Source organism: Micromonospora sp. NPDC047644 (genome assembly GCF_040704315.1).
Lineage (GTDB): Bacteria > Actinomycetota > Actinomycetes > Mycobacteriales > Micromonosporaceae > Micromonospora.
This window is the reverse complement of sequence record NZ_JBEYSY010000006.1, coordinates 196,174-219,448: the sequence shown is the minus strand read 5'-3', so window position 1 is coordinate 219,448 and position 23,275 is coordinate 196,174. Positions and strand designations below refer to the sequence as shown.

The 23,275-nt window shown below is 69.7% G+C and carries 20 protein-coding genes and 1 pseudogene; 9 read left to right on the top strand and 12 right to left on the bottom strand.

Annotated features, from left to right (window positions below):
- Positions 1-5 precede the first annotated feature (5 nt).
- From AB0877_RS12150 to AB0877_RS12140, 3 genes and pseudogenes are all read left to right on the top strand, one after another.
- Positions 6-134: pseudogene (locus AB0877_RS12150) on the top strand (IS5/IS1182 family transposase); the annotation flags it as partial.
- Positions 135-336: 202 nt separating this feature from the next.
- Entirely contained in the window at positions 337-1,374 is a 1,038-nt protein-coding gene (locus AB0877_RS12145) for a DUF808 domain-containing protein (RefSeq protein ID WP_366608728.1), read from the top strand.
- Positions 1,375-1,674: 300 nt separating this feature from the next.
- The gene (locus tag AB0877_RS12140; protein ID WP_366608609.1) at positions 1,675-2,304 is read left to right on the top strand and encodes a hypothetical protein; all 630 of its coding nucleotides are present in this window, start codon (positions 1,675-1,677) and stop codon (positions 2,302-2,304) included.
- A gap of 157 nt (positions 2,305-2,461) precedes the next feature.
- Here the strand turns inward: AB0877_RS12140 and AB0877_RS12135 are convergent, their stop codons facing one another.
- The 4 genes from AB0877_RS12135 to AB0877_RS12120 form a co-directional block, all read right to left on the bottom strand.
- Complete coding sequence (locus AB0877_RS12135) at positions 2,462-3,754, bottom strand: MFS transporter (RefSeq protein ID WP_366608608.1); 1,293 nt, start codon at positions 3,752-3,754, stop codon at positions 2,462-2,464.
- Positions 3,751-4,338, bottom strand: coding sequence for a helix-turn-helix domain-containing protein (locus tag AB0877_RS12130; RefSeq protein WP_366608607.1), 588 nt, complete (start codon positions 4,336-4,338; stop codon positions 3,751-3,753). The genes AB0877_RS12135 and AB0877_RS12130 overlap by 4 nt, the downstream gene beginning before the upstream one ends.
- A 173-nt stretch (positions 4,339-4,511) precedes the next feature.
- Positions 4,512-5,750, bottom strand: a complete 1,239-nt coding sequence (locus tag AB0877_RS12125) for a hypothetical protein (protein ID WP_366608606.1) — start codon at positions 5,748-5,750, stop codon at positions 4,512-4,514.
- A gap of 179 nt (positions 5,751-5,929) precedes the next feature.
- Positions 5,930-6,958 carry a hypothetical protein gene (locus AB0877_RS12120; protein WP_366608605.1) on the bottom strand — a complete coding sequence of 343 codons (1,029 nt, stop codon included), beginning with the start codon at positions 6,956-6,958 and terminating at the stop codon, positions 5,930-5,932.
- Positions 6,959-7,230: 272 nt separating this feature from the next.
- Here AB0877_RS12120 and AB0877_RS12115 point away from each other — a divergent pair, with 272 nt between their 5' ends.
- The gene (locus AB0877_RS12115) at positions 7,231-8,538 is read left to right on the top strand and encodes a hypothetical protein (protein ID WP_366608604.1); all 1,308 of its coding nucleotides are present in this window, start codon (positions 7,231-7,233) and stop codon (positions 8,536-8,538) included.
- Positions 8,539-8,634: 96 nt separating this feature from the next.
- Here AB0877_RS12115 and AB0877_RS12110 read toward each other — a convergent pair whose 3' ends face one another.
- The 3 genes from AB0877_RS12110 to AB0877_RS12100 form a co-directional block, all read right to left on the bottom strand.
- Positions 8,635-8,880 carry a hypothetical protein gene (locus AB0877_RS12110; protein ID WP_366608603.1) on the bottom strand — a complete coding sequence of 82 codons (246 nt, stop codon included), beginning with the start codon at positions 8,878-8,880 and terminating at the stop codon, positions 8,635-8,637.
- Between the two features lie 374 nt (positions 8,881-9,254).
- Complete coding sequence (locus AB0877_RS12105; RefSeq protein WP_366608602.1) at positions 9,255-9,857, bottom strand: SigE family RNA polymerase sigma factor; 603 nt, start codon at positions 9,855-9,857, stop codon at positions 9,255-9,257.
- Between the two features lie 34 nt (positions 9,858-9,891).
- A complete protein-coding gene (locus AB0877_RS12100; RefSeq protein WP_366608601.1) occupies positions 9,892-10,122 on the bottom strand; it encodes a hypothetical protein in 231 nt (76 codons plus the stop codon).
- A gap of 339 nt (positions 10,123-10,461) precedes the next feature.
- On the opposite strand from AB0877_RS12100, the gene AB0877_RS12095 reads away from it, so the two are divergent.
- Entirely contained in the window at positions 10,462-11,172 is a 711-nt protein-coding gene (locus tag AB0877_RS12095; protein WP_366608727.1) for a MerR family transcriptional regulator, read from the top strand.
- 42 nt (positions 11,173-11,214) lie between these two features.
- Here the strand turns inward: AB0877_RS12095 and AB0877_RS12090 are convergent, their stop codons facing one another.
- Positions 11,215-12,255 (bottom strand): alpha/beta fold hydrolase, encoded by a 1,041-nt coding sequence (locus AB0877_RS12090; RefSeq protein WP_366608600.1) that lies wholly within the window; start codon positions 12,253-12,255, stop codon positions 11,215-11,217.
- Between the two features lie 575 nt (positions 12,256-12,830).
- On the opposite strand from AB0877_RS12090, the gene AB0877_RS12085 reads away from it, so the two are divergent.
- Entirely contained in the window at positions 12,831-13,592 is a 762-nt protein-coding gene (locus AB0877_RS12085; protein WP_366608599.1) for a GNAT family N-acetyltransferase, read from the top strand.
- A 112-nt stretch (positions 13,593-13,704) separates the two neighbouring features.
- Positions 13,705-14,988 carry an MFS transporter gene (locus AB0877_RS12080; RefSeq protein WP_366608598.1) on the top strand — a complete coding sequence of 428 codons (1,284 nt, stop codon included), beginning with the start codon at positions 13,705-13,707 and terminating at the stop codon, positions 14,986-14,988.
- A gap of 89 nt (positions 14,989-15,077) precedes the next feature.
- Here the strand turns inward: AB0877_RS12080 and AB0877_RS12075 are convergent, their stop codons facing one another.
- Together AB0877_RS12075 and AB0877_RS12070 are read right to left on the bottom strand one after the other, a co-directional pair.
- Positions 15,078-16,997 (bottom strand): penicillin-binding transpeptidase domain-containing protein, encoded by a 1,920-nt coding sequence (locus AB0877_RS12075; RefSeq protein ID WP_366608726.1) that lies wholly within the window; start codon positions 16,995-16,997, stop codon positions 15,078-15,080.
- Positions 16,998-17,087: 90 nt separating this feature from the next.
- Complete coding sequence (locus AB0877_RS12070; protein ID WP_366608597.1) at positions 17,088-17,816, bottom strand: tetratricopeptide repeat protein; 729 nt, start codon at positions 17,814-17,816, stop codon at positions 17,088-17,090.
- Positions 17,817-18,144: 328 nt separating this feature from the next.
- On the opposite strand from AB0877_RS12070, the gene AB0877_RS12065 reads away from it, so the two are divergent.
- Complete coding sequence (locus tag AB0877_RS12065) at positions 18,145-18,504, top strand: VOC family protein (protein WP_366608596.1); 360 nt, start codon at positions 18,145-18,147, stop codon at positions 18,502-18,504.
- Positions 18,505-18,551: 47 nt separating this feature from the next.
- Here the strand turns inward: AB0877_RS12065 and AB0877_RS12060 are convergent, their stop codons facing one another.
- The gene (locus AB0877_RS12060) at positions 18,552-21,524 is read right to left on the bottom strand and encodes a BTAD domain-containing putative transcriptional regulator (RefSeq protein ID WP_366608595.1); all 2,973 of its coding nucleotides are present in this window, start codon (positions 21,522-21,524) and stop codon (positions 18,552-18,554) included.
- A gap of 71 nt (positions 21,525-21,595) precedes the next feature.
- A complete protein-coding gene (locus AB0877_RS12055) occupies positions 21,596-22,393 on the bottom strand; it encodes an alpha/beta fold hydrolase (RefSeq protein ID WP_366608594.1) in 798 nt (265 codons plus the stop codon).
- A gap of 157 nt (positions 22,394-22,550) precedes the next feature.
- Here AB0877_RS12055 and AB0877_RS12050 point away from each other — a divergent pair, with 157 nt between their 5' ends.
- Complete coding sequence (locus AB0877_RS12050) at positions 22,551-23,186, top strand: helix-turn-helix domain-containing protein (protein ID WP_366608725.1); 636 nt, start codon at positions 22,551-22,553, stop codon at positions 23,184-23,186.
- Positions 23,187-23,275: the final 89 nt, after the last annotated feature.

Below are 23,275 nucleotides of genomic sequence, written 5' to 3'. Positions count from 1 at the left end.
GTCGGGCGTCTCTGACCGGCGGCAACCGCCACGACGCCACCCAGCTACTGCCCCTGGTCGACAAGATCCCGCCGATCACAGGCATCCGCGGGCGACCCGGACAGCGACCAGAACGCATCGACGCCGACCCTGGCCAACGATGACTGCGACGGATGGGTTCGGCCTGAGCTGGCACCAGGTGATGACCCGGGCGCGGTGGTGGCGGGCCGTCGCCGAGCGCGACAATCGCTTACCTCTAGCTCTCGCCCGACATGCGACCGGGTGGTGGCGTGCCGCGCGCAGGAACCTGAGCGAGAATGGGCAGGTTCGAACCACAACCCCTGGAAGGATCCTCCGTTGGCCGGTGGACTCGTAGCCCTGCTGGATGACGTGGCGGTGCTGGCCCGGGCCGCTGCCGCGTCGATCGATGACATCGGGGCGGCCGCCGCGAAGGCCGGCGCCAAGGCTGCGGGTGTCGTCGTCGACGATGCTGCCGTCACGCCGCAGTACGTGCGGAGCCTGGCGGCCGAGCGCGAGTTGCCGATCATCAAGCGCATTGCCGTGGGGTCGCTGCGCAACAAGTTCCTCATCATCCTGCCGGCGGTGCTGCTGCTCAGTCAGTTCGTGCCCTGGCTGCTCACTCCGATCCTCATGCTCGGCGGCGCCTACCTCTGTTACGAAGGCGCGGAGAAGGTGTGGGCCAAGATCGCCCATCACGATGCCCACGGCGCGGGCGAGGAGAAGGTGCAGGACGAGACGACACTGGTGTCCGGGGCGGTACGAACCGACCTGATCCTCTCGGCGGAGATCATGGTCATCAGCCTCAACGAGGTGGTCGATCAGGCGTTCTGGTCCCGCCTGGTGATCTTGGCTATCGTCGCCGTCGTCATAACCGTCCTGGTGTACGGCGTGGTGGCCCTGATCGTGAAGATGGACGACGCCGGGCTGCGCCTGTCGCAGCGTTCCGGCGCCGTCGCCACGTTCGGCCGCGGTCTGGTGAGGGCGATGCCAGTGGTCCTCACCGTGCTGACGGTGGTCGGCACCGCGGCGATGCTGTGGGTGGGCGGGCACATCCTGCTGCTGGGCACGAACGAGCTGAACCTGCACTTCCTGTACGAGGCCGTGCACCACGTGGAGGTAGCCGCCCACGACGCCACGGGTGTTCTCGGTGGGCTCGTCGGCTGGCTCGTCAACACGGTGGCCAGCGCGATTCTCGGGCTCATCGTCGGAGCGCTGGTCGTGCTGGTCATGACTCTCACGCTCCACCGCCGCAAACCCAAGGCTGCGGCAGAGACTGCGACGGCCACGACTCGTACCGACGGCACCATCCCCGCGCCGGCGAGCCGTGCAGCTCAGCGTCCCGACGCTCCTGCGGACCCGGCACCGCGCGGATGACCGTGACATCACCGTAGGTCGACCGCGGGCCTCAGGTGCGGGGTCGGCCTTCACTCCAGCGGCCCGAATGATCTGCTCGGCCCGGCGGATCGCCTCCTCGCGTGTCGGCGGCAAGACCCGGTGCGGCGGGTCACCGAAGGCGTCGCTCGTCTCGCAGATCGGGCGGCGCCTTCTGTGTGGGTGCAGCGGACACGCAGCGAGTCGGCCGGCGGGCCGTCAGTTGCTCAAGCGGATTCGGGCAGGCTGCGCGTCACCGCTGCGGCGCAGGCCGTGCTGACGGGATCATGTTTAGATGCCTCTATGACTCAAGCGACCTCGTTGACGTCAACGGAGGCGCCGACCCTCCGGGTCGTAGCTGACCTCGGCGAAACGCCGCCGCTGGCCAACGTCGCTGACTATCTTCGGTCGCTGCATACGCTGGGCGAAGCTGCGATCTTCATCGTTGACCCCACGATGCCGCTCCGAGAGTTCCTCGTGCGCCGGGCGCTCCCTTCGCAGGAGGATCCGCGACGAGCCGAATTTCGGGTAGCTCGCGTCTCTCTCGCCAGCCCTCTCGAGACAATCCTTGTCTCGGTGGCAGCGGAGTTCACGCCGGTGGCCTACTCCCTTGCCGCTATGGCGGTCGTCAAGCAGGGATTGACCTCCGTCATGGAGTGGCAGAAGCATCGGCTGGACTTGCAACTACAGCGCCAGCACATCCGGATGGCCGCACTGGAGGCCGACGGTATGGCTGAGGCTGCGCTTCGGGACATGCACACCACCGCGGATGAGGTTCTGGCTGCACTCGGACGCGAACGGCAAGATCCGTCGTCCGCGTCGACTGATCCGGCAAGGGTCAGCGCAGTGGCTAGAGGCACCCTCGAAGACCTCGCGGCGTACCGCGTGCTCGCCGCGGAACACGAGCCGCCGAGTCCGCCCCGTCAGCGGTAGGGCGGGGTTTCGCGCGGACGGGCCCACGGCGAGGACCGACTGACCGGCATCCGGCCCGCCGGGGTAGCCGTCAGCGTGCCGGGCACGCGGTGGTCACACCGTACGCGGGAAACGGAGGTCCTCCTCTGGGCCTGCCCCGTTGACGAACATTCAAGGATCAGGGGACCCGGGGTCTTCCGCTTGCAGGTCTGGGTTCCGGCGTGGCTGGCGGAGCGCTGCTCGTGAAGCGTTGATCATCGGACCGGTGAGGAGTCGACTGCGGAAGTCCAGGACGTGTACCACGGCTTCGGAACAGTAGTGCTGCGAGCGCGGGGAGGGCGGCGGCGACGGCGATCGTCGCCCACGGCCCAGTGCCGGCGACCAGCACTCCGCCCGCGGCGTAGGCCAAGGATCCGGCCAGCCCGTTCGCGGACGCCAGCCAAGCGAACGCGGTCAGCCGATGCCCGCCCGTCAGGTTCTCGCTCAGATCGGTCAGCAGGGCCGCTGCCGCCGGGGTGATGAACACGCCGGCGAGGAACGCCAGCGGGTACAGGGCCGGAGCCGACCGCGCGGCGAGCAGCAGGGCGAACCCGACCGCGCTGCCGAGCAGCAGCAGGCGTACCTGCCGGCGCACCGGGGCGTGCCACGACCGCGACCCGTACCACAATCCACCCACCACACTGCCCGCCGCCCACGTCGCGAGCACTGCCCCGCTGGCGGCCGAGGAGCTGAACGTGACCGCGACCGCGATCAACGCGACCTCCACGAGACCGATCGCGGCCATCTGGACCGCCGCCACGCCCAGCCACGGGGAGAGCCGGATCAGCAGCCGGCGGTCCGCGGCCTGCTCCGGCGCGTCCGGCGACGACTGCGGCGACGGGACGCGACGCTGCTGGATCAGCAGGGTGGTGGCACCGACAACCGGGAGCAGCGCGGTTCCGGCCAGGGCAGCCGCTGGGCTGCTCACGGCCACGACCAGACCGACGAGGGCTGGCCCCAGTACGAACAGCACTTCAGTGCCCACGGTGTCCAGGCCGTACGCGGCGATGCGTTCCTGTGGGTCCTCGATGCTGGTCGCGATCGTGGCTCGCAGCGTTGCGCTCAGCGGCGGGATCGCCGCACCCGCCAGCACGACACCGGCCCAGAAGTTCCACGACTGCCACGGTAGGACGATGACCAACAGGCCGGTGCTGCTCAGGATCCCGGCGATCAGGAGGACGAGGTTGCCGTAGCGCTCGGCCAGCCGGGCGATCAGCGGCCCGCTCAGGCTCGCGCAGAGCCCATAGGTGGCGGCGGCCGCGCCTGCGATGGCGAACCCGCCGTACCGCTGGTTGGCCAGCAGCAGGATGAGCAGCGGTGACATCGTCTGGGCGAGCCGTGCGACCAGTGCGCCGATCAGGGCGGCCAGAATCTGCCGGTTCGCGACCACTCCGGCGTAGCGGCGTAGGCCCGTCGTCTCATTACCGGTCATTCGGCAGTCCCCGTCCCTGGCACCGTCTGAGCGAAGCCACGTATGGCCAGCCGGACCGGGCCGCGTCCGTCGCGGCGGGTCCGGCTCGCCTTCTCCACGTGGCAGCGGGTGATGTCCTCGACCGCCTCGCCCCAGGCTTCGAGTTCGGCGGGTGTCATGAGGACGGTCCGGGTGTGCACGGTGGTGCTCGATGCCCAGTCGCCGCTCCCTGCCTGCGGTGACGCCAGGAAGCTCAGGAAGAGCCTGAGGTCGTGCCGGGCCGCCACGCCGAGCGCGTCCGTGCGGGCACTGTCGGAGTCCGCGCCACCGGTCTCTCCTGCAAGGGGCATCCGTACCTCGTCGAAGCGGCGTTGCCAGGGTCGCTGCCGGGTGTCTTCGGCAAGTGGGGCGCCCTGTTCCACCAGGCCCTGTTTGGCGAGCACGTGCAAGTGGTAGGAGCAGGACTTGGGAGAGAGTTTGAGCTGCGCCGCGCATTGCGAGGCGGTCAGCCGGTCGTGGACGCGGAGTAGATCCAGGATCCGGAGCCGCGCGGGATGAGCCAGCGCGCGCAGCCCTTCGACATCTGTGACAGATGTGGAAGACATGTTCCGAATCTACCCGCAGCGCCGGAGCCCCGCCACCGCTCGGCTGCCGCGGTAGAGCCAGCGATGAGGTGAACGGCACGACCTGCGTCAGCTCGGCGGACGATGCGCCGCGAAGTTGAGCGGTGAGAACGTGCGGGCGGCGTCAGTGAGCACACCGCCCGCACAGGCCTCTGTCAGGTGCCGGCGACCACGACGACGGCGCCCGTCGCCGCCTCGATGCGGTGGATCGGGTCGAATTCGGCGTAACTGCTGCGGTCGGAGCAGGTGACGGTGCCCTCGGCGACGAGGTCGTTCGCTGCTGAGGTGGCGGTGTTCCACCTCGTCACCGGCCCGCCGGAGTCACCGCCGAGCACGGGACCGTCCTGCGCGTGGCCGGTGACGGTGTCGACCTCCACCACCGGGGAGCCGGTGCATCCGGTGTTGCCGGTGTCGGTGACCTTGCCGTACACCAGGCCGCCGTTGGAGCCGGAGATGTAGACGGCGGAACCGATGGCGGGCCACCCGGTCAGCTTCGCCGTGACCGGGTTGGCTGTCGACGTGTCGCGCTCGCCGAACCAGGAGTACCGGCTGAAGTAGGCCCCGTTCTCGCCGGCGACCATGGAGACGTCCGTGCCCAGGGTCAGGTAGTTCGAGCTGACGCGGAGGTTCCAGCCGCCGTTGTGCCAGAAGGTGGTGCCATTGGCGCCGCAGTGCCCCGCGGTCGTCACCCAGTTGCTGTTCGTTCCCCCGCGAGTCATCCGGAAGCCGGTCGTGCAGTACGCGTTCACGGTTCGCGGGTTGTCTCCCGCGGCGGTGACGTTGTAGTTGAACATCGCCAGCCCGCCGTAGTACGGGCTGGTGTCGACGCGGCGGCTGGCGGGCGTGATCCCGGCCTGCGAGACCGACACCCGGGGAGTCACGCCGGTAGCCTTGAGGGCGGCGGCGACCAGTGCCTCCGCGTCCCCGGAGGCGTGGATGACGACCTCTCCGGCCAGCCGGTCCAGCTTTACACGGTCGACACTGGCGGCGTGGGAGCCAGCCCAGGCGTGGCTGTTCCCCAGCCGCTCGGCTGCGGCTTCCAGCCGCTTGATCGGTACCGCAGTGGTCTCGAACCGGACCGGGACCTCTCCCGCTTGTTGCGAGCGGGAGCCGGCCGCGGAGCGAAGCCGGGCACCTTCGGCGTTCTGTACCTGGCGGACGACCAGTTGACCGGTCGCCTCGTCGAAGTAGGTGCCGCCCGCGCCGTCGGGGTGCGCCGCGGCGGCGGCTTCCAGTCGGTGGAATTGCGCGGTCATCGCCTCCACGTCGACTGCTGCGGCAAAGCCCGGTTGCGAGGCCGGCTGCCCGGCCGAAGACTCCTTCGCCTGAGCGGTGGACGGCGTGACCGCGATCGTGGTGACTAGGCAGCAGAGCAACACCATGCTTTTACGCATGGAGCCTCCTTAGTGGATGGTGCCCGGATGGTGTGGGGATCGTATAGTCCCGATCGCGGCGACGATGTCCCACGCATTGATAAACGACATAGTCTGACTTGCTTCATTCGTCCAGACACGTAAAGGGTCCAGGGCCCCCACGCGAGGGCTCCTGGACCGGTGTACGACCGTGCGACCCGTCAGAAAATGTTCATGGCGATGCCGTTCGTGAGCGACGTGGTGCTCTGTACGCCGTCGATCTTGATCGGGTTGCCGGAGACGTGCTGCACGAAGATCCGCATGATGAAGGTGCGGGTGCCGCAGGTCGGGTCGACCGGGATGCCGGACAGGGCGAAGTTCGCGACGTAGTGGTGCGCGTCGTCGCGGATCGTCTTGCGGGACGTCGCCGTGCTCGTCGTGCGACAGGTGTGCGCCGTCGTGTCCAACTGGATCATCTCGAAGCGCACATCCACCACGGCGTTCGTGCCGCGCGGTTTTTCGTAGGCGTCGACGCTGCTGCTGCACGAGGCGGTACCCGTGTAGCAGGTGGTGAGCTCAAGATTGGCCAGCGCCTGAACGCTGGTGGCGAGGCTGTGGGCGTTCCACTTGTAGACGGGCGTGCCGTCGTTGTAGAACACCCAGGCCGTGGAGGTGCCCGCCCCGACGTAGGTGCAGGTGCTGGACGTCCCGGTGCTGTTGCAGGAGGGGTTCTGCCACCAGCGTGCGCCCACCTGGTTGGTGTCGCTCACCTCGAGCCAGGTGTTGGTGGCGACGGCGGTCAGATGGTAATCGGTGAGCGAGCTGGAGGCCGTGTATCCGTAGAGGCCGCAGGTGTAGGTGCCGGCCGACGGCGCGGTGAACAGCAGATCGGCGTAGATGGGCAGATGCCCAGGCGTGGCGTAGTACGTGGTGTCCGAGCCCTCGTGGTTGCGGGACGACGTTGAGGTGGTGCCGACCACGGTGCCGCCCGCGTCCACGCACTTGAGCGTGTTGTTCATGGCCACGACCTGCGTGACGCTGCTCGTCGCCTCGAGACGGCCCCGTACGTGCCTCGACTCTCCGGCCGAGAGCGTGACCGTTCGGCTCAGCAGGCGCTCCTCGACTCTTGAGTGGAAGTCGTTCCCGCTCGTCAGCGTCAGTCTCGTCACCGGCCCCGCATCCGCCTGCGCGGCCTGCGCGGACCCGGTGATGATCAGCAGCGCCACGAGCATGCTGAATGCTTTCCGCACGTAACGACTCCTTCAGAGTTGAGGACAGGCGCCCGGGAGGGCGCGTCGTCGGCCGAACTCCCGGCCATGACCCGAATCGGACCGCAATTCGAGGCGAGTGAATGTTAATGCCGGACGGTGCCCCACCTGGTGCCGTCACCGCCCTGCTGGCTGCTCGATGGTCAGCGGGGAACCGGCCGGGCGCTTCGCGTACCCGCTTCCGGCGAGCGGTGCAGCCGGGTCGATGGCACGATGCTCTGGATCAAGCATGTTCATCGATCGAGGGGGCGACGATGCACCGAGCAGACAGAGCAGCGGCCGGACGGCGTGCGCGACGGCTCACCGCCGGCGTGGTCGGCGCGTTGAGCGTCCTGGCGGTCATCCCGGCACCGGCGTGGGCGGCCACCTGGTCCCCGGTCCAGGTCGTGTCGGAAGCCGGTTGGAGCGGGCAGGACCAGCCCTTCGTCGCGGTCGACCGGCAGGGTGACTCGCTGCTCGCCTGGGCTGGCTGCGACAGCGCCGCGAGCGGCTGCTACGACCAGGTGAAGGCGCAGACCGTGTCGGTCGACGGCGTGCTCGGGCCGGTCCAGACCCTGTCGCCGCTCGGCGCGTCCGCGTCCTGGCCCAAGGTCGCGTCCGACGACGACGGTGACTCCGCGGTGGTGTGGACACAGGACGGCCTCGTGGCGGGCCGCCGGGTGTCCGCCACCGGCGACCTGGGGCCGCTGCAGATGATCACGACGTGGCACGGGGTCAGTCCGGCCGTCGCGGTCGACCCCTCGGGTCTGGCGCTGGTCACCTGGACGGAGATCCGCGACGGCGCGTACACGACGAAGGCCCGCTACTTCGGCGCGGACAGCTCGCTCGGCCCGGAGCTGACCCTGGGCGTCGGCGTCGACCAGCCGGTCGTGGCCGTCGACCGCACCGGGACCGCCGTCGTCGCCTGGACGGAGAGCTACGAGCGGGTCGTCGCGCGCCGGGTCCGCCCGGAGGGCGTCTCACCGCTGCGCGTCATCGCCGGGACGGCCACCGATGTCAGGTACGCGAGCGTCTCGCTCGCTCTGGACCGGGACGGAGACGCGGTGATCAGCTACCGCTGGGTGAAGGCGGGTGAGCTGCCTCGCCTGCGGGTGCGCCACTACCACCACACCGACACGTTGGGCAGCGTCATCAGCGTCTCGCCAGCGGCCCACGAGCTGACCCTCTTCGACGAACTCGCCGGCGACCTCGACGGTGACGCGGTGCTGACCTGGGGCCGCTGGACCTCCGACGGCAGGCAGGTCTTCGCCCGCTCGATCTCCAGCACCGGTGCTCTCGGCCCGGTCACCCGACTCGGTGCCGGCGACTGGCCGAAGCTCACCCTCGACGACGACGGCGACGGCCTTGTCACCTGGCAGGCACCCAGCCCGGACTTCTCGACCAGCCAGGTGCACGCCCGGACGATCGGGTCGGACGGCGTGTTCGGGGCGTCCGAGATCCTCGGCCCGGACGGGCGTTACGCGCAGCCGGCGTCCAGCCCGACGGGCCGATTCTCGGTGATCTGGCAGAAGGGTTCCTACCCGAGCGACATCCGCGCCCGCTTCGGCGGGCAGGCGAGCTGACGCGCCACCTCGCCCGCACCGGCCACCCGGTGCGGGCACATCAGACCGCGCTGATCACGACCGTGCCCGTGGCCTACCCGTAGCGACGATGGCTGCTCAATAACAGAACGGTGGCGGGTCGTCCGGGTCCTTCGTGATTCCCAGGTCCGCGCAACTGAACGCGCTGCCCGCTCCATGGATGCGCCAACCCCGGCTCGGCGTGTACCGGAAGAGGTATGCGCCGTCGCCCTCCTGCTTCGGGTCCCAACCGGTCGCCCAGTCCCGCCAGCAAACCACCTTGTCCGGGTTGATCCGGTATCCATCCGGCAGACCGGGGACACGGTTCAAGGTCGCCGCCGTCACCGGGCAGCCATGGTCGGGTCGCCCACCCGCCGTCGTCCTCGAAGGCTGTGGTGGGGATGTCGACGGCGATGGCGGTGGCGATGATGCCGACGGTGTCGGCGAGGCGGAGGTCGGCTCCGTCGAGGGCGGGGGGATGGGGACAACCGTCGGTGGATCGGTGGCCGGCGGCGCTGGAGGACCAGAGATTCGGCCGCCCACCAGCGTCGCGGAGGCGACGATCGCCAGCACGCCCGTGGCCGCGGCGGCGCCCCTCGTGACAACGCTGCGCCGGCGCAGCCGGCGGGACTCGTGCAGGGCGCGCTCATACAGGTCGGTGCTTCCGCTGTGCTCCGCCACATCGGTCATGACGCCGCGCAGCCGGTCGAGATCGTCGGTCAACGGGGGACTCCCTTCGTCTCCGTCGCCGACAGCAGCTCGGGTGCGATCTGTCGCATCCGTGCCAGCGCCTTGCTGGTCTGGCTCTTGATCGTGCCGATCGAGCAGGAGAGCACCTCGGCCGACTCGGCCTCGCTGCGGTCCTCGAAGAAGCGCAGCACCAGCACCGCGCGCTGGCGGCGGGTGAGTTGATCCAGCGCCCGGAGCAGCGACAGTTTCAGGTCGGTGCGACTCGCGTGGTCGCTGTCCGGGTGAGCCCGGTCGGCCAGTTCACCAGACAGGTTCTCGGCAATCCGGGTCCGTCGCCAGCGGCGGACATGCAGGTGGTACATGACGGTGCGGGTGTACGCCTCGAACTCTCCGCCGTCAGCGAGCCGATCCAGCGCCCGGTGGGTGCGCGCCAGCGCGTCCTGCACCAGATCCTCGGCCAGGTGCCGATCGCCGGTCAGGAGGAAGGCGCTGCGTTGCAGCGCCGGCGTCCGGGCCCGGACGAACGCATGGAATTCCGCCTCGGCCGGATCCTCCGGCCGCGCTCTGGTCCTCGTCGCCGGGACAGCCCGACGCGCCAATGGGTCGGCCACCATCGCTCCGTCTCTCGTCATCGGAACAACACCCGCAATCGGGAACTACCACCTGTCATCCGGTTTGCCACGAGCAGAACGGTGGCGGGTCGTCCGGGTCCTTCTCGATGCCCAGGTCGCCGCAGTCGAAGGCGCTGCCTCGTCCGTGGATGCGCCAGCCCTGGCTCGCGGTGTACCGAAAGAGGTACATGCCGTCGCCCTGCTGATCACGGTTCCAGCCGAACGCCCAGTCTCTCCAGCACCCCACAGTGTCCGGGGTGATGCGGTCGCCTTGTAGCCCGGGCACACGGTTCAGGGTCGGTGCGGTCACGGGACAGCCGCCGTCGGGCCGCCTGCTCGACGGCGACGGCAGTGCCGGAGGTGTCGACGGCGATGCCGAAGGGGTCGACGGCGGCGGGGTGGTGGTGATCGGGGCGGACGCCGTCCCGGGCGCGGTCGAGGGGAGTGCCTCGGCGACAGGTTGACCGTCGGAGCAGCCGGCCGAGGCGACCGCGACGAGAGCGGCGGGCACGAGGATGCGTAGTCCGGTGTGGAGAGCCATACCTGGGAAAAGACCCGCCACACCGGAAAGGTTGCCGTCAGCTGAGGAAGACTTTCGCCACCTGGGAGGAGCACAGACCACCAGATCGGGCTCCTGCCCGAGCCGGAGCGGGACGCGTCGGGCTACCGGCGATACGGGGCGACGGCAGTCGTGTCGCTCATCAAGATCCGCACCCTCGCCGACGCCGGCGTGCCACTGTCGCAGATCAGCCGGATGCTGGAAGCCGACGCGCCAATCTTCGCCCAGGCGATCCGCACCATTGACAAGCACCTGTGCGACGAGATCCAACGGCTGGAGACCAGCCGTAGGTATATCGCGCAGCTCACCGCCGGGGACAGCCTGGCGCTTCCACCGGAGGTCGCCGCCTATCTCGACCGGCTGCGGGGCATCGGGGCGTCACAGCGGATGGTGAAGGCCGAACGGGACGGGTGGATCCTGGTCGCGGCGCGCTGGCCCAGCCGGGTCGTCGAGTGGATGCCCGGCAAGATCGCCGCTCTCGACGATCCGCAGGTCGTCCGGCTCTATCGGGTGCTCTCGGAGATCTTCGAAGGGGACGAGGAGGACGATCCGCGGCTGGCGGAGGCCGCCGACATTATGGCCTGTCTGGCAGAGCAGGCATACGCCGCAGGCCAGGTGGTTCCCGGTGAGGTGGTCGACGACGACCTGCCGCACGACCTGATCGACGCGCTTGCCGTCGAGTCCGAGCCGCGGGTGCGGCGGCTGCGGGAGCTGCTGCGCGAGCGCGGCTGGTCCGGGTGGAACCGGATGGAGCGGTTGGCCGAGCCGCCCGGCTGACCTGCCTGACCATCAACACGTAGGCCCACTCGGGCCCATCGCCTAGGGCCGCTCGTTCCCCTCGTAGAGGTCGAGATAATACTGATTGATCTCGTCGGCTCTGCTCCTCAATTCATCGGGATCGACGACGTCGTGCCCGATGCCGAGTTCGCGCGGCAACTCGTGCACCGAGAACGCGGTGTCGTTTCGATCGCCGATGACCCTCGGGATGTCGACGGCCGCCCGCCGGTCGATGAGTTCGTCGTTCGGTGAGGTGACGACCGCCAGTTCTCGCAGGTGCGGGCTACTCGGGTCGGTCGTGAAGTTGCCGACGATGCGCAGGTACTGCGACAGCGCCGCGTTCGAGAAGCCGTCGGAATTGCTTCGGTCCGGGATGAGGTGCGACCCGAAGAGGACGACGAATGGCTTGACGGCCAGGTCAGGGACGTCAGCGGGTCCGGGTTTGTAGAGGGGCGACAGCAGGAGAGCACGGTGCACCGCATCGGGACGGTGGCCGACAAGCCAGGTGGCCAGTACGGCGCCGCCGGAGATGCCCACCACACCGACCGAGTCACCCAGGCCCGCTGCGACGTTCAACGCGTCGTTCGCATAGTCGACCAGCTCGTCGGCGTCGAGCGTCGCGTGCGCAGACCGGTCGGTGACCCCGTGCCGCGGCGCTCGTGGCACCCACACGTTGTAGCCCCGGTCGAAGAACAGCTTCGCCAGGCCACGGTACTGCGCGGGGCAGCCGGTGTAGCCGTGCAGCAGAAGAACAGCCTTCGCGCTCGTGCGCCCGTGTGAGAGGAACCGGCTCCGGCACTCCGGGCGTACCTCAGGATCGGTGGATTCCGCCGAGGCGGTCCGGGTGGCCCGCTCGCTCGCCGCGGCATAGCTCAGGGTCTCCGGCTCCGCGCGCTGAAGCTCGTCGCTCCGCAACGGCCACCCGTACACCGTCAGGACGGCCACCCCGACCAGCGTGAGGACGAGCACCAGCACGAGGGCGATCCGGCCCAGGGGACTGCGACGGGCACGGGCGGGGCTGTCCCGGCGATCTCGGTTGGCCGTCTCCGCGTTCGGGGTGCCGGCCGGCATCGACGTGTCCACAGTGTTCCTTCCCGGTGGGCCTGGCCGCGAACGCGCCACCGGTGGCCGTGAGTCGAGCGCTTGTCGCAGGGACCCACCTTCGGCCTCTCCTCGTCGGAGCTGTTCGCGATCAGTCAACGGGCGCCATTCTGCCCACGACCCACTGGGCGAACTCTGAATCAGCGCCGACCGGGTGGTGAGAGTGAGTACGGGAGGGGGAGGTCGCGCTTGTGACCTCGTCGTCGCGGCGGCGGGGTGAAACCCCTCAGTGCTCTCCGGGACGCGGCAGAAATGCACATGGCCGAATGAGCCGTCGCCGCAGACCGTCCAGTCGCTGTCAAGAGGCCTTTCACTGAACGCGACTAGCGTCGTCTCAGGCGTTGAATCGTGTCAGGGCTCTGGATTGCGGTGACAGAGTTCCCGCAACCAGAAACGCGACGCTGGAGCAGGCGCCCGGAGACGTCGCCGGGACACCAGTGGTTTCCAGCGAGCCAGGGCGCTGCCGGCCGGCTTCCCGAGGGCGGGGCGGAGCGACTGCGGGATCGCTTCGCCTGGCTGGCGCAGAAGACGCCGACCGAACACGAAGGGCAACGACCATGAGCAGCGCCGCCGACCGGATGACGGCTGCCTATTTTGACGGCTTCGAGTCGCTGGTGCGTGCGACGCCGAAAGGCTGGCACGCCGCGCGAGGCACTGCCCGCGCCGCTGTGACTCACAGCGGGGTGCCACCGTTGAACATGGCCTATGACACGACGCCGGAGCCGGATCTCGGGTCGCTCGACGAGATGGCGACCGAGGTCGGCAGGCAGGGTCTGCCGTGGTCGATCATGGTTCGGGGTGGGGTGGGCGACCGGGTCGCCGATCTCGCGGCCCGGCACGGGCTGGTCGAGCGTAGCGCCGTGCCGTTGCTGGCCTGCGCCGCGGACAACCTGGTGTTCCGGGCGAGCGCGGCGCAGCGGGAACTGGTGCACAGGGTCGACGCGGCGCAGAGCGATCTCTACACGGAGATCCTCGCGCAGGGCTTCGAAACCTCCGAGGGCCTCTTCGGCCCACTCATGCGTGGACGTGTGCTCGACGCCCCCTCCATGGCCGGCTACCTGGTCGAGGGGCCTGGCCGGCCCGTCGGTACCGGCTTCGGGATTCGAACCCCGGGTGCGATCGGCGTGTTCAACATCGCCGTCGTCCCGCCCGCGCGGGGTCAGGGTCTGGGGCGGGCGATCACCGAGGCTGTGCTGCACGACGGTGTCGTCGACGGCGCCGACTGGGCCTACCTGCTGCCCAGCGTGATGGGCCAGCCGCTCTACCGGTCGATGGGCTTCCGTCTCGTGACCAGGTGGGCCATGTTCACCTCGCGCTGACCGGCCGCCTGACGCCCGCGCGTGGGCGGCCTCTGGACAACAACTCAGAGCCTGTCAACTGGCCATCGTCAGTATCTGCCCGGAAATGTCACTCCCAGCAAGGACGGGCTCCATGACTGCGTCAGATAGCAGGACGCTGAACGCTCCGGCTCGAGTCGGAATGCACAACAAGGCGTACGAATCCCAGTGTGCCGCCGAAGAGGACCGACACACCCCGGGTTCGGTGTCGGGTCGTCGACGCGGACGGGCCCTGTTCGCACTGGCTCTGGGAACCTTCGCCATCGGCACAGGTGAGTTCGGCAGCAACGGGATCATCCAACTCTTCGCCGCCGACATGGGGGCGTCCATCCCGGTCGCCACGTACGCGATCAGCGCGTACGCGTTCGGCGTCATGATCGGTTCACCAGCGATCACACTCCTCGCGGCCCGAGCCAACCGCCGCACCCTTCTGCTCGGCCTGATCGCCCTGTTCCTGGTGGGTAACGTGCTCTCGGCCCTGGCCCCGACCCTCGCGACCCTCATCATCTTCCGGTTCATCACGGGAAGCGTGCAGGGAGCGTTCTTCGGCGCCGGAGCGGTCGTGGCCGCATACGTCTACGGTCCCGGCAAGGGCGGAAAAGCCTTCGCCACAGTGATGGGGGGCCTGACCGTGGCCACCGTCATCGGGTCACCGCTCGGGACCTTCGTCGGCCAGCACGCCGGATGGCGCGTCATGTACTGGACCGTCGTCGGCGTGGGCCTGCTGGCCGGCGTGGCGCTGCTGGCGTGGCTGCCCCGCACCGACGATCTACGTGGCACCTCAGTGGCACGCGAACTCGGCGCTCTTCGCCGGCTCAACGTCTGGCTCATGGTCGCGGTCGCGGCCCTCGGCATCTCCAGCATCTTCGCCGTCTACACGTTCATCGGGCCGTTCATCACCGACGCTGCGCGGGAGAGCCGGTCGCTCATTCCCATCGCCCTCGCCGTCTTCGGGTTGGGCATGGCCTTCGGGAACTACTTCGGCGGCCGGGCCGCCGACCGGTACGGCAGCCGTCCGTTGATCTACGGCTACGGCTACGTCCTGGTGGTGCTGGTGGCGATCGGTCTCGCCGGCAGCAACATCCTGATCCTCCTGCCGGCGCTGTTCGGCGTCGGAGCGAGCATGATGTTCGCCATCCCCACGATCCAGGTACGGCTGACCGGGTTCGCACCCGACGCGCCCACCCTCATGGGCGCCCTCAACCTGGCCGCGCTCAACCTCGCCAACTCGCTCGGAGCGATCGGCGGCGCCGTCACCCTCGGCCTCGGATGGGGAACCCTCTCCACCGTCTGGGCGGGACTCGTCCTCACCGCCGCTGGCCTGTTCCTCTACCTCACCACAGTGGGTCGGATCAGGCCGACCGTCACGGTTGCCTGACGGTCACACCCGGTCGGCGGGCGGTCGGACCCTGAGAGGCCCGGCCGCCCACCGGCGCGGTTGCCGAGCCGCGCCGGTCCGCCGGGCTGTCAGCGGGGGAGCGCGCGAAGGAACCGTTCCGCGATCGGGACGGCGGCGTCGGTGCCGGATCCGCCACCCTCCACGAAGACGGCGAACGCCACGTCGCCCTGCCAGCCGATGAACCAGGAGTGGGTGTGGGCCGGGTCGTTGTCGTACTCGGCGGTGCCGGTCTTGCCGTGCACCGGCCGGCCCGGTACGTCCTTGAGCGCGGTGGCGGTGCCGGCGGTGACCGCCTCGCGCATCATGGCCCGGACCGCCTTCACCGAATTCGGCTTCAGGCCGGAGGCCGGGGCCGGTGCGGCCGGAGCCGGGTCCAGCAACAGCTTCGGCTGCTCAAAGCGCCCGCGAGCGACGGCGGCCGTGGCGGCGGCCATGGCCAGCGGGCTGACCACGGTCCTGCCCTGCCCGAAGATGGCAGCGGCCTGCTCGACCGGGGACCCGTTCGTCGAGACCTTGCCGGTGAACGCGTCGACGCCGACGTCCCACTGCCGCTCCAACCCCAGCGCGCGACCGGCGAGAACGAGCCCGTCGCCACCCAGCTTCGGCGCCAGGGACGCGAAGGCCGTGTTGCAGGACTTGGCGAAGTCGGTGCGGAACGGCACCCGGCCAAGCGCGAAGTCGTCGGAGTTCTTGAACGAGCGGCCCTGAACCTTCAGGGTCTGCGGGCAGTCGACAACGGCGTCCGGGGTCACCGCTCCCCGGTCGAGCAGCCCGACCGCGCTGACCATCTTGAACGTCGAACCCGGCGGAACCTGGGCGGTGAAGGCCAGGTTCACCGCGGCCGCGCCGGGTCCGTTGGCGGCGGCGAGCACCGCGCCGTCGCTCACCCGCACCGCCACCACGGCAGCTCGCCGCTGCTCGGCCCGAAGCGACGCGTCCGCCGCGTTCTGGACAGCGACGTCGAGAGTGGTCGTGACCGCCTGCCCCGGCTCCGGATCCCGGTGGAACAGCTCGGTGCCGGTCGGCGCGAGCTCGCCGTCCTGGCCCGGCCGCTCGACGGTCACGGTGAACCCTGACCTGCCGCGCAGCCGGTCGTCGTAACGCTCCTGGAGACCGCCCTGACCGATCAGGTCACCGACGACGTACCTGCCGGGGTGTGCGGCCAGGTCGTCGGCCTGCACCGCGTCCACCGAGCCGAGCAGCGCGCGGGCGAACTCCCGGGTGGGGGCGAGGTCCAGCTTCTCGGCCTGGAACCTGGTGCCCGGCAGGGCCTGGAGGCGGGTCTTGATCTGCTGGTACGCCTCGTCGCGCAGCGTCGCCACCTCGACGAACGCGTCCGGGGCGGCCTCCACGAGCTGTTTCGGCAGGTCGGCGACGTCGACGGTGGGCACCAGCGCCGGACGGATCGCCCGCATCGCAGCGTCCAGCTCGTCGACCAGATTCCCCACATCAGTCACCTGGTTCGGCTGTACGCCGACCCGCACCACGGGCCGGGGCTCCACGATCGGCTTGCCGGCCCCGTCCAGGACCCCGCCGCGGCGGGCGGCGTCCCGACGTAGCCCGAGCCGGTCGCCGTTGGTCAGCTTCTCCTGCACCAGTTGCGGCTCCCAGATCACCCGCCACCCGTCGTCGTCGCGGGTCAGCCGCACCTGCCGGTCGTACGTCCAGTGGGTGTCGCCCGGCAGCGTCCAGTCCACCCGGATGGTGCCGGTCGCCGTGTCGTCGTCGACCTTCGGGTCATCCTGCCGGGCGACCGCGGGTGGGGTCCTGGCCAGTTCGCCGGACAGCTCCCGGAGCTGTCGGGTCACCTCGGCCGCCGGCAGCTCTGCGCCCGTGCTGTCGACGAAGTCGACAGCGTGCAGGTCGTTCTTGCGCCAACCGGCCACGAAGGCGTCGATGCTGCCCTCCGGACCGTCATCGGCCGAACAGGCGGTCAGCGCCCCGCCAGCGAGCACCGTCACGGTGATCGCGACGAGCAACCCCCGCATCCGGAGGCGGCCAGCGCACGACGGGTGGAACGGGTGCGACACGCGAAATCTCCTCAATTGTGAAACTGCCCTGCCCGGTGGACGCTGCGGTCAGTGCTGCTCGTCGTCGAGCGCCGTACGCGGATCGAGGTGTCTGCCGCTCGCTCGTGCCAGGGCGAAGGCGTTTACTCCGATCGCCCTCTCCCCGGCGGTCCGCACGGCGGCGAGGTCGGCGGCGTCGTCGGGATCCGGTACCTGACCGAGTGCCGCGAACGCCGTGTCCGCGACGCCGCTCAGGCGTGCCGCGCGCTCGTGGTCACCCTCGGCGGAGGCGAGCGCGGCGCCCGCCACGCAGACGTACGGCACGAAGTCGGTCCAGCCGTTGCGGAAGATCCGCTGGCGGCTCTCGGCCAGCAGCTGCGTCGCCACGGCGAGGTTGCCCAACCCCAACTCGCAGAGCGCGAGGTTGTGCATCTCCGAGGCAACCATCCGGGGCTGGTCCAGAGCCTCGTTGAGGGCGATGCTGTCCTGGTAGAGCACCCGGGCACGTCCCAGGTCACCGGACATGCGGGCCACCGCGGCCAACACGTGCCTCGGCCGTTCCTCAAGGCTCCGGTCGCCGGAGCGCAGCGCGACCGCGAGAGCCTCCCGGGCACGGGCCTCCCCGCGAGGCAGGTCACCGCCGCGGAGGGCGACTCTGGCCAGGCTGTACCGGGCCTCCACCTCGCCGGCCGGGTCGCCAGCCGCCTGGGCGCGCTCGATCTCGGCCTCACTCAGGCGCACGACGGTGTCGGTCTCGCCACGCCGAAAGGCCGAGCGGACGCTCTCACTGAAGCTCACGGGTGTTTCCTCGTATTCGTCGTTCGCCGCTCGGTGCCAGTGCGGGCCGGGAGGCTCGAACCACAGTTCTTGAGGGAACGTCCGCTTCCTACCGGCCACTCTCCTGAGGAGTGCAGGGCTCACCTATCCCTGGAGAGGCTAGGTCGGCCTACTGGAAACCGAGTGGACGCGCACTGAACGCGGAACGACCCCCCGTACCGCGGTCTGCCTGCTCCGCGTGGACCCGGTCACGGTCAAGTCTTTCTACATTCGGCCGCCCTACCGTCCTGGATACCTGCCAGAGTGGTTCATGCCCTTGAGCGCGTACCACCTCAGAACCTCTGTCGCCGTGTCCGACATCCAGCAGGCTGTGGCCTTCTACGAGGGCGCGCTGGGCCTGCGGGCGTTGCGGTCCGGGCCCAGCGCCACCATCGCCGACGGCAGCCGCGTGTACGGCTCCGGTGGCGGGCCGGCGTTGAATGTGTACCAGTCGGTCACCGCCGGGAAGACCCCGGCGACGCTGGCGACGTGGTACGTCGACGACATCGATCAGATTGTCGAGGAACTCTCCTCGTCCGGCGTCGAGTTCGTTCGCTACGACGAGTTCGAGCACGACGCCAAGGGGATCACCGCGCGGGCTGGAGGTGGACGTATCGCGTGGTTCCAGGACCCGGACGGCAACACCTTCGCCCTCGAAGCCGACGTGTGACCCCCTGGATCGCGATCCGGACCGTCACCACCACCCCGTCGTCCCGCTCAGGATCGCGCCGACCGGTGGGTGCCGCGGACTCCCGGGTGGAACTCGATTATCTGGTTCAGCTTCTCGCCCCGTTCGACGATCGCGTCCCGCATGCTCTGGGTCCCGCCGTTCTGCATGGCGTGCATGGCGTCGCACGCGTTCCGCCACGTGCGGCAGGCACCTTCCTTGTCGTCGCGGGACAGCCTGATGTCGTGGAGCAGAATCTCGGCCTGGAAGACATCGAGCGTGTTCTGGGTCTCGGACGCCACTCGACGGGCCTGGTCGAGCTGCTCCACGGCGTCGTCCTGGCGGCCGATCTGGACGAGGTACCGCGCGAGAGACATCCGGATCTCAGACTCGTCCGGCTTGCGCCCGGCCTTCTCGGCGAGCGCGAGCGCCCTCTCCAGACACTGCCGAGCCTGGTCGGTGGCGCCGAGCATCACCAGTGACCGGCCCCGGGTCTCCGACGTCCAGATCTCCGCATCCTCCACGCCGACGGTCCGGTACAGGGCCAGGGCCCGGTCGCTGTGCTCGATCGCGCACTCGTGCCGGCCGAGATCGGTGTAGGTGCGGTGCAGGTTCAAGTGCACGACGGCCTGCTCCAGCAGCATGCCGCTCTCCGCGAAGATCCTCAGCGCGTCCGACAGCAGCTCAAGGGACTCCTGGTGGGCCCCGAAGTAGTGCCGGGCGCCGGCCAGGCTCCGCAGGGCGTGCGCCTCGCCGGCGCGATCGCCACTGTCGCGCGCGGACCGCAGGGACAGGCGCATGACGTCCTGCCAGTCATGGAAGCGACCCCTGCGCTGGAGCCACGCCTGCATTCTGAGGGCGAGCTGCCAGGGGACGATGCCCGAGCCGAGCTCTCCCGCGACGCGTACCGCTTCGTGGAGGGTCTCGTGCTCGTTGTCGAACCAGCGGACGGCCTCGTCGTAGGTGCGGGGCCGTTCCGGGACGACACCGTGGGCCGGGGGCGGCACGGCCAGGGTTCCCTTCGGCATCAGCATCGCCATGGCGTATTGGCTGCTGTGCAGGTAATGCTGGAGTAGCCGGGTGACGGCGGCGTTCCGGTCCCCCTCGGACTCCTCGGCCAGGAACAGCTCCTGCGCGTACGCCTTGACCAGGACGTGCGACGTGAAGTGGCCGCGGTCGTCCTCGTCCAGCAGCGCGGCGTCGGCGAGTTCCGCGAGCAGCGTACGGGCGACCAGCGGCGGGACCCCGGCCAGACTGGCACCTGCCTCGGCGGAGATGCCGGGAGAGAGAGCTGCGGAGAACAGGCGGAACAGTCGAGCCGCCTCCGGGCTGAGCTGGTCGTACGACCAGGCGAAGGCGGCCCGGGGGTCGCGGACTCCACGGCCGCCGGGGAAGGACGCGAGCCGCTGCGTGCCGTCGCGGAGTTCGGCGGCCAGAGCCGGGAGAGAGAGTCGGGGGCGGGCACTCAACCGGCCGCCCAGGATCGCCAGGGCCAGCGGCAGACGCCCGCACAGCTCGATGATCTCGTCCAGGGCATCGCCGGGTGCGGTCAGATCGGCGGCGGACCGGTTGGGCATGCGCTCGATCCGACGCCTGAGCAGCGCGCGGGCGGTCGGCATGTCCGGAGGATCGAGGTGGAGGAGATAGGCGCCGTCGAGAGCCGCGAGCCCGACGAGTGGCTTGCGGCTCGTCACCAGCACCAGGCTCTCGGCCGAGTTGGGCAGCAGAGGACGCACCTGCGCGAAATCCTGGACGTTGTCCAGGAGGATCAGAACCCGCTGTCCGGCGGTCAGACTGCGCCAGGTCCCGACAAGCGCTTCCAGCGTCTCCGGCATGCTCGACACCCGGACACCCTGAGACGACAACAGCGAGCGCAGGGCCTCCGCAGCCGGCACGGTCTCGCTCTCGCCGTCATGCCCGCGTAGATCCAGGCAAAGCTGACCGTCGACGAAGCGGTGGGCGACCTGATGGGCGAAACGAGTGGCCAGGGTCGACTTCCCGACCCCACCCATACCGTCCAGGGCCACGATCAGTGGCCCGGTCCGCGCACCGTCACACGCCCCCAACCACTCGCTCAACGTCGCGAGTTCCTCGGTGCGCCCGACAAAGATGGGCAGGTCGGGTGGCAGCTGCGCCGGCCGTGGTAGCGGGGTCCGCGCGAGCGCGGACGGTACACCGGCGAGGCCGACCGTCGCGGCCGGCGTCACGGCCTGGCTCAGTACCTGCCGGTGTGCCTCCTGTAGTCCTTCCCCGGGGTCGAGGCCCAGATCCTCGGCGAGACGGGCACGGACCGTCTGGAACACCGACAGGGCCTCGGCCTGCTGCCCGGCGGCGGCCAGCGTGTAGATCAGGCTCGCCTGCACCTGCTCGTGCAGCGGCGCGATCGACGTGGCCAGTCGCAGGGCCGGCAGCACGCGGCTGGGCTGCCCGAGTGTCACGGCGAGCTCGGCCGCGACCACGCACACGTCGACAAGCTCACCGTCGAGAGCGGCGAAGACCGAAGTCGCAGCCGGGCAGTACGCCAGCGCGTCACCCGGGGAACCACGCCAGAGCTGGAGCGCCTCGACGTAGTGGTCGAGGGCTTCCTCCCGGCGCTCAGCGCTGAGACTGACCCGGGCGGCCTGCGTGGACTCCCGGAACGCCAGCAGATCCACCACCATGCCGGTTCCGGCGGTCAACAGGTAGCCGTTGCCGTGCCGCCGCAGGTACGAGCCGGCGTCCCGGGTCGAGAGGGTGGGCTCCATCAGCCGCCGCAGTGCTCCCACGTACTTGTGGATGACATTCCGTGCGGCGGCGGGGGCGTCACCACCCCAGATGAGGTCGATCAGGCTCTCGGTGCTGATCGGTCGCCCGGCCCGGGCGAGAAGGAGTGCCAGCAGCAGGCGCTGTTGCTGGGGGCCGGGGTTCACCTCGACGCCGTCCCGCCAGAATCGGAGCGGACCGAGAATCTCAAGGTGCAGATTCTCGGTCGTGGTGTGCCCCGCCCCCCGGTCGGTCCGGGACGTGCTGGTCGATCTGGGCATCTGCGTGGTCCTTCTTCGGTATTTCGTGCGTGCCGCCGCGTCCTGCCTGGCCCGCCGTCAAGCGGGCGAGTCTAGAAGCCTCGCTCACGCAACCAGCCAAGGGTACGGTCGGCGACCTGCCGCCAGCCCTTGTCGAAGACCAGGCTGTGCCCCCGGTCGGCGTACAGGTGGAAGTCGGTGACCGCCGGCGAGCCGGAGTAGAGGTCGTACGCCTCACGAGCGACGGAGCCCGGGACGGTGTGGTCCTTCTCCGCTCCGATGATGAGCAGCGGTCCGCGGTCTCCCCGTGCGGTGTCCACCGCCGCCGGCGAGGACGGGTCCTTCTTGGCCGAGGCGACCTCGAACAGGGGCCGGCCCGGACCCGGAATCGTCCACCGACTGTGCAGTTCGTCGGATTCTTCCCGCGAGAGGACGTTGCCGAACCCGTACCGGAACTGTCGCTGGGTCAGGCTGACCGCGCCGGTCCGGTTCTTCCTGCGGGACAGGACGGGAAACGCGCTGCGCAGTTGGCTCAGCGGGAGCTTGCGGACGCCCCTGATGGGGGCGGGGTCGATGGCGACCGCGGCGGCGGCGACTCCCTCGGTCACCAGCTTCTGAGCGATCAGACCGCCGAACGAATGCCCCACGACGATCGGTGTCGTGCCGGTCGATCGGGCGGCGCGGGCGAACGTGTCGTAGATCTCGGCGATTCCATGGCCGGCGACAGCGGCCGGGTTGGCCCGGGTGGCAGCGACGCTGTCGGCGTCCCCGGGCCAACCGGGGGCCACCGACTCGTAGCCGGCCGCCCGGTAGTGGTCGATCCAGCTCTGCCACGAGCTGCCGTGGATCCACAGACCGTGGATGAAGATCACTGGCTTCTGGTCGCCCATGGGGAGCACTCCTCGGAGGGATTCGAGATAGGTAGAGTTACCGGTCATTCTACCGGCGTTGACCAGGATGCCACGCGGCAATCCCCATCGACAAGCCGACGTGACGGGTACCGTTCCTGGCCGGAGAGAACCTCAGGCAGGAGGCAGTGGCGTGGACATGCGGGACACCTTCTCGTCCGACAGCATCAGGGCCGCCATCGCCGAGCGCGCTGCCTGGACGGCGAAGCGGACCACCCGGGGGTCCGTCCGCGACCAGATCCTCGACGCGGCCACCACCCTCTTCTACGAGCAGGGCATCCGGGCGGCCGGCGTCGAGGCGATCGTGCAGCGGGCCGGCGTCACGAAGGTCACCTTCTATCGGCACTTCTCCGCGAAGGACGACCTCGTCGTCGCCTATCTCGACCGTCGGGCGGCGTGGGAGCGGGAGTCCGTCGAACTCGCGCTCCAGATGACCGGCAACGACCCCGCCGCGGCATTCCGCGTGATCGCGGAGGCGATCGGTGTCGAGAGCTGCGCGCCGGGATTCCGCGGCTGTCCGTTCATCAATGCCGCCGCCGAGTTCCCCGACCCCGACAGCCCGGTCCGGCAGGCCGTCGACCGGCACCGGCGCTGGTTCCTCACACTCGGCGAGTCCCTGCTCGTCGACCTCGGGGTACGGGAGCCGGCGGAGGTCGCCACGGAGTTGATGATGCTGCGCGACGGCGCCATGGTCAGCGGCTACCTCGGCGACCCGAGCAGGGTTGCCACCGCCCTCTACCGGGCCGGTCGGGCGGTCGTCCAGGCGTACCGCTGACGCCCGCCGTCGTCTTCACGCGCCTCCCCGTCGGCAGACCAGAGGAGACCGGCGTGGCCCCCGCCGCTGGAGGAAAGCCGGGGCCACGC

Excerpts from the sequence above, each read along its gene's own strand:
- AB0877_RS12105 (WP_366608602.1), bottom strand. The coding sequence starts at position 9,857 with ATGACGAGAGACGGAGCGATGGTGGCCGACCCATTGGCGCGTCGGGCT.
- AB0877_RS12130 (WP_366608607.1), bottom strand. The coding sequence starts at position 4,338 with ATGTCTTCCACATCTGTCACAGATGTCGAAGGGCTGCGCGCGCTGGCT.
- AB0877_RS12050 (WP_366608725.1), top strand. The coding sequence starts at position 22,551 with ATGCGGGACACCTTCTCGTCCGACAGCATCAGGGCCGCCATCGCCGAG.
- AB0877_RS12080 (WP_366608598.1), top strand. The coding sequence starts at position 13,705 with ATGACTGCGTCAGATAGCAGGACGCTGAACGCTCCGGCTCGAGTCGGA.
- AB0877_RS12135 (WP_366608608.1), bottom strand. The coding sequence starts at position 3,754 with ATGACCGGTAATGAGACGACGGGCCTACGCCGCTACGCCGGAGTGGTC.
- AB0877_RS12115 (WP_366608604.1), top strand. The coding sequence starts at position 7,231 with ATGCACCGAGCAGACAGAGCAGCGGCCGGACGGCGTGCGCGACGGCTC.
- AB0877_RS12140 (WP_366608609.1), top strand. The coding sequence starts at position 1,675 with ATGACTCAAGCGACCTCGTTGACGTCAACGGAGGCGCCGACCCTCCGG.
- AB0877_RS12055 (WP_366608594.1), bottom strand. The coding sequence starts at position 22,393 with ATGGGCGACCAGAAGCCAGTGATCTTCATCCACGGTCTGTGGATCCAC.
- AB0877_RS12060 (WP_366608595.1), bottom strand. The coding sequence starts at position 21,524 with ATGCCCAGATCGACCAGCACGTCCCGGACCGACCGGGGGGCGGGGCAC.
- AB0877_RS12085 (WP_366608599.1), top strand. The coding sequence starts at position 12,831 with ATGAGCAGCGCCGCCGACCGGATGACGGCTGCCTATTTTGACGGCTTC.
- AB0877_RS12075 (WP_366608726.1), bottom strand. The coding sequence starts at position 16,997 with ATGCGGGGGTTGCTCGTCGCGATCACCGTGACGGTGCTCGCTGGCGGG.
- AB0877_RS12125 (WP_366608606.1), bottom strand. The coding sequence starts at position 5,750 with ATGCGTAAAAGCATGGTGTTGCTCTGCTGCCTAGTCACCACGATCGCG.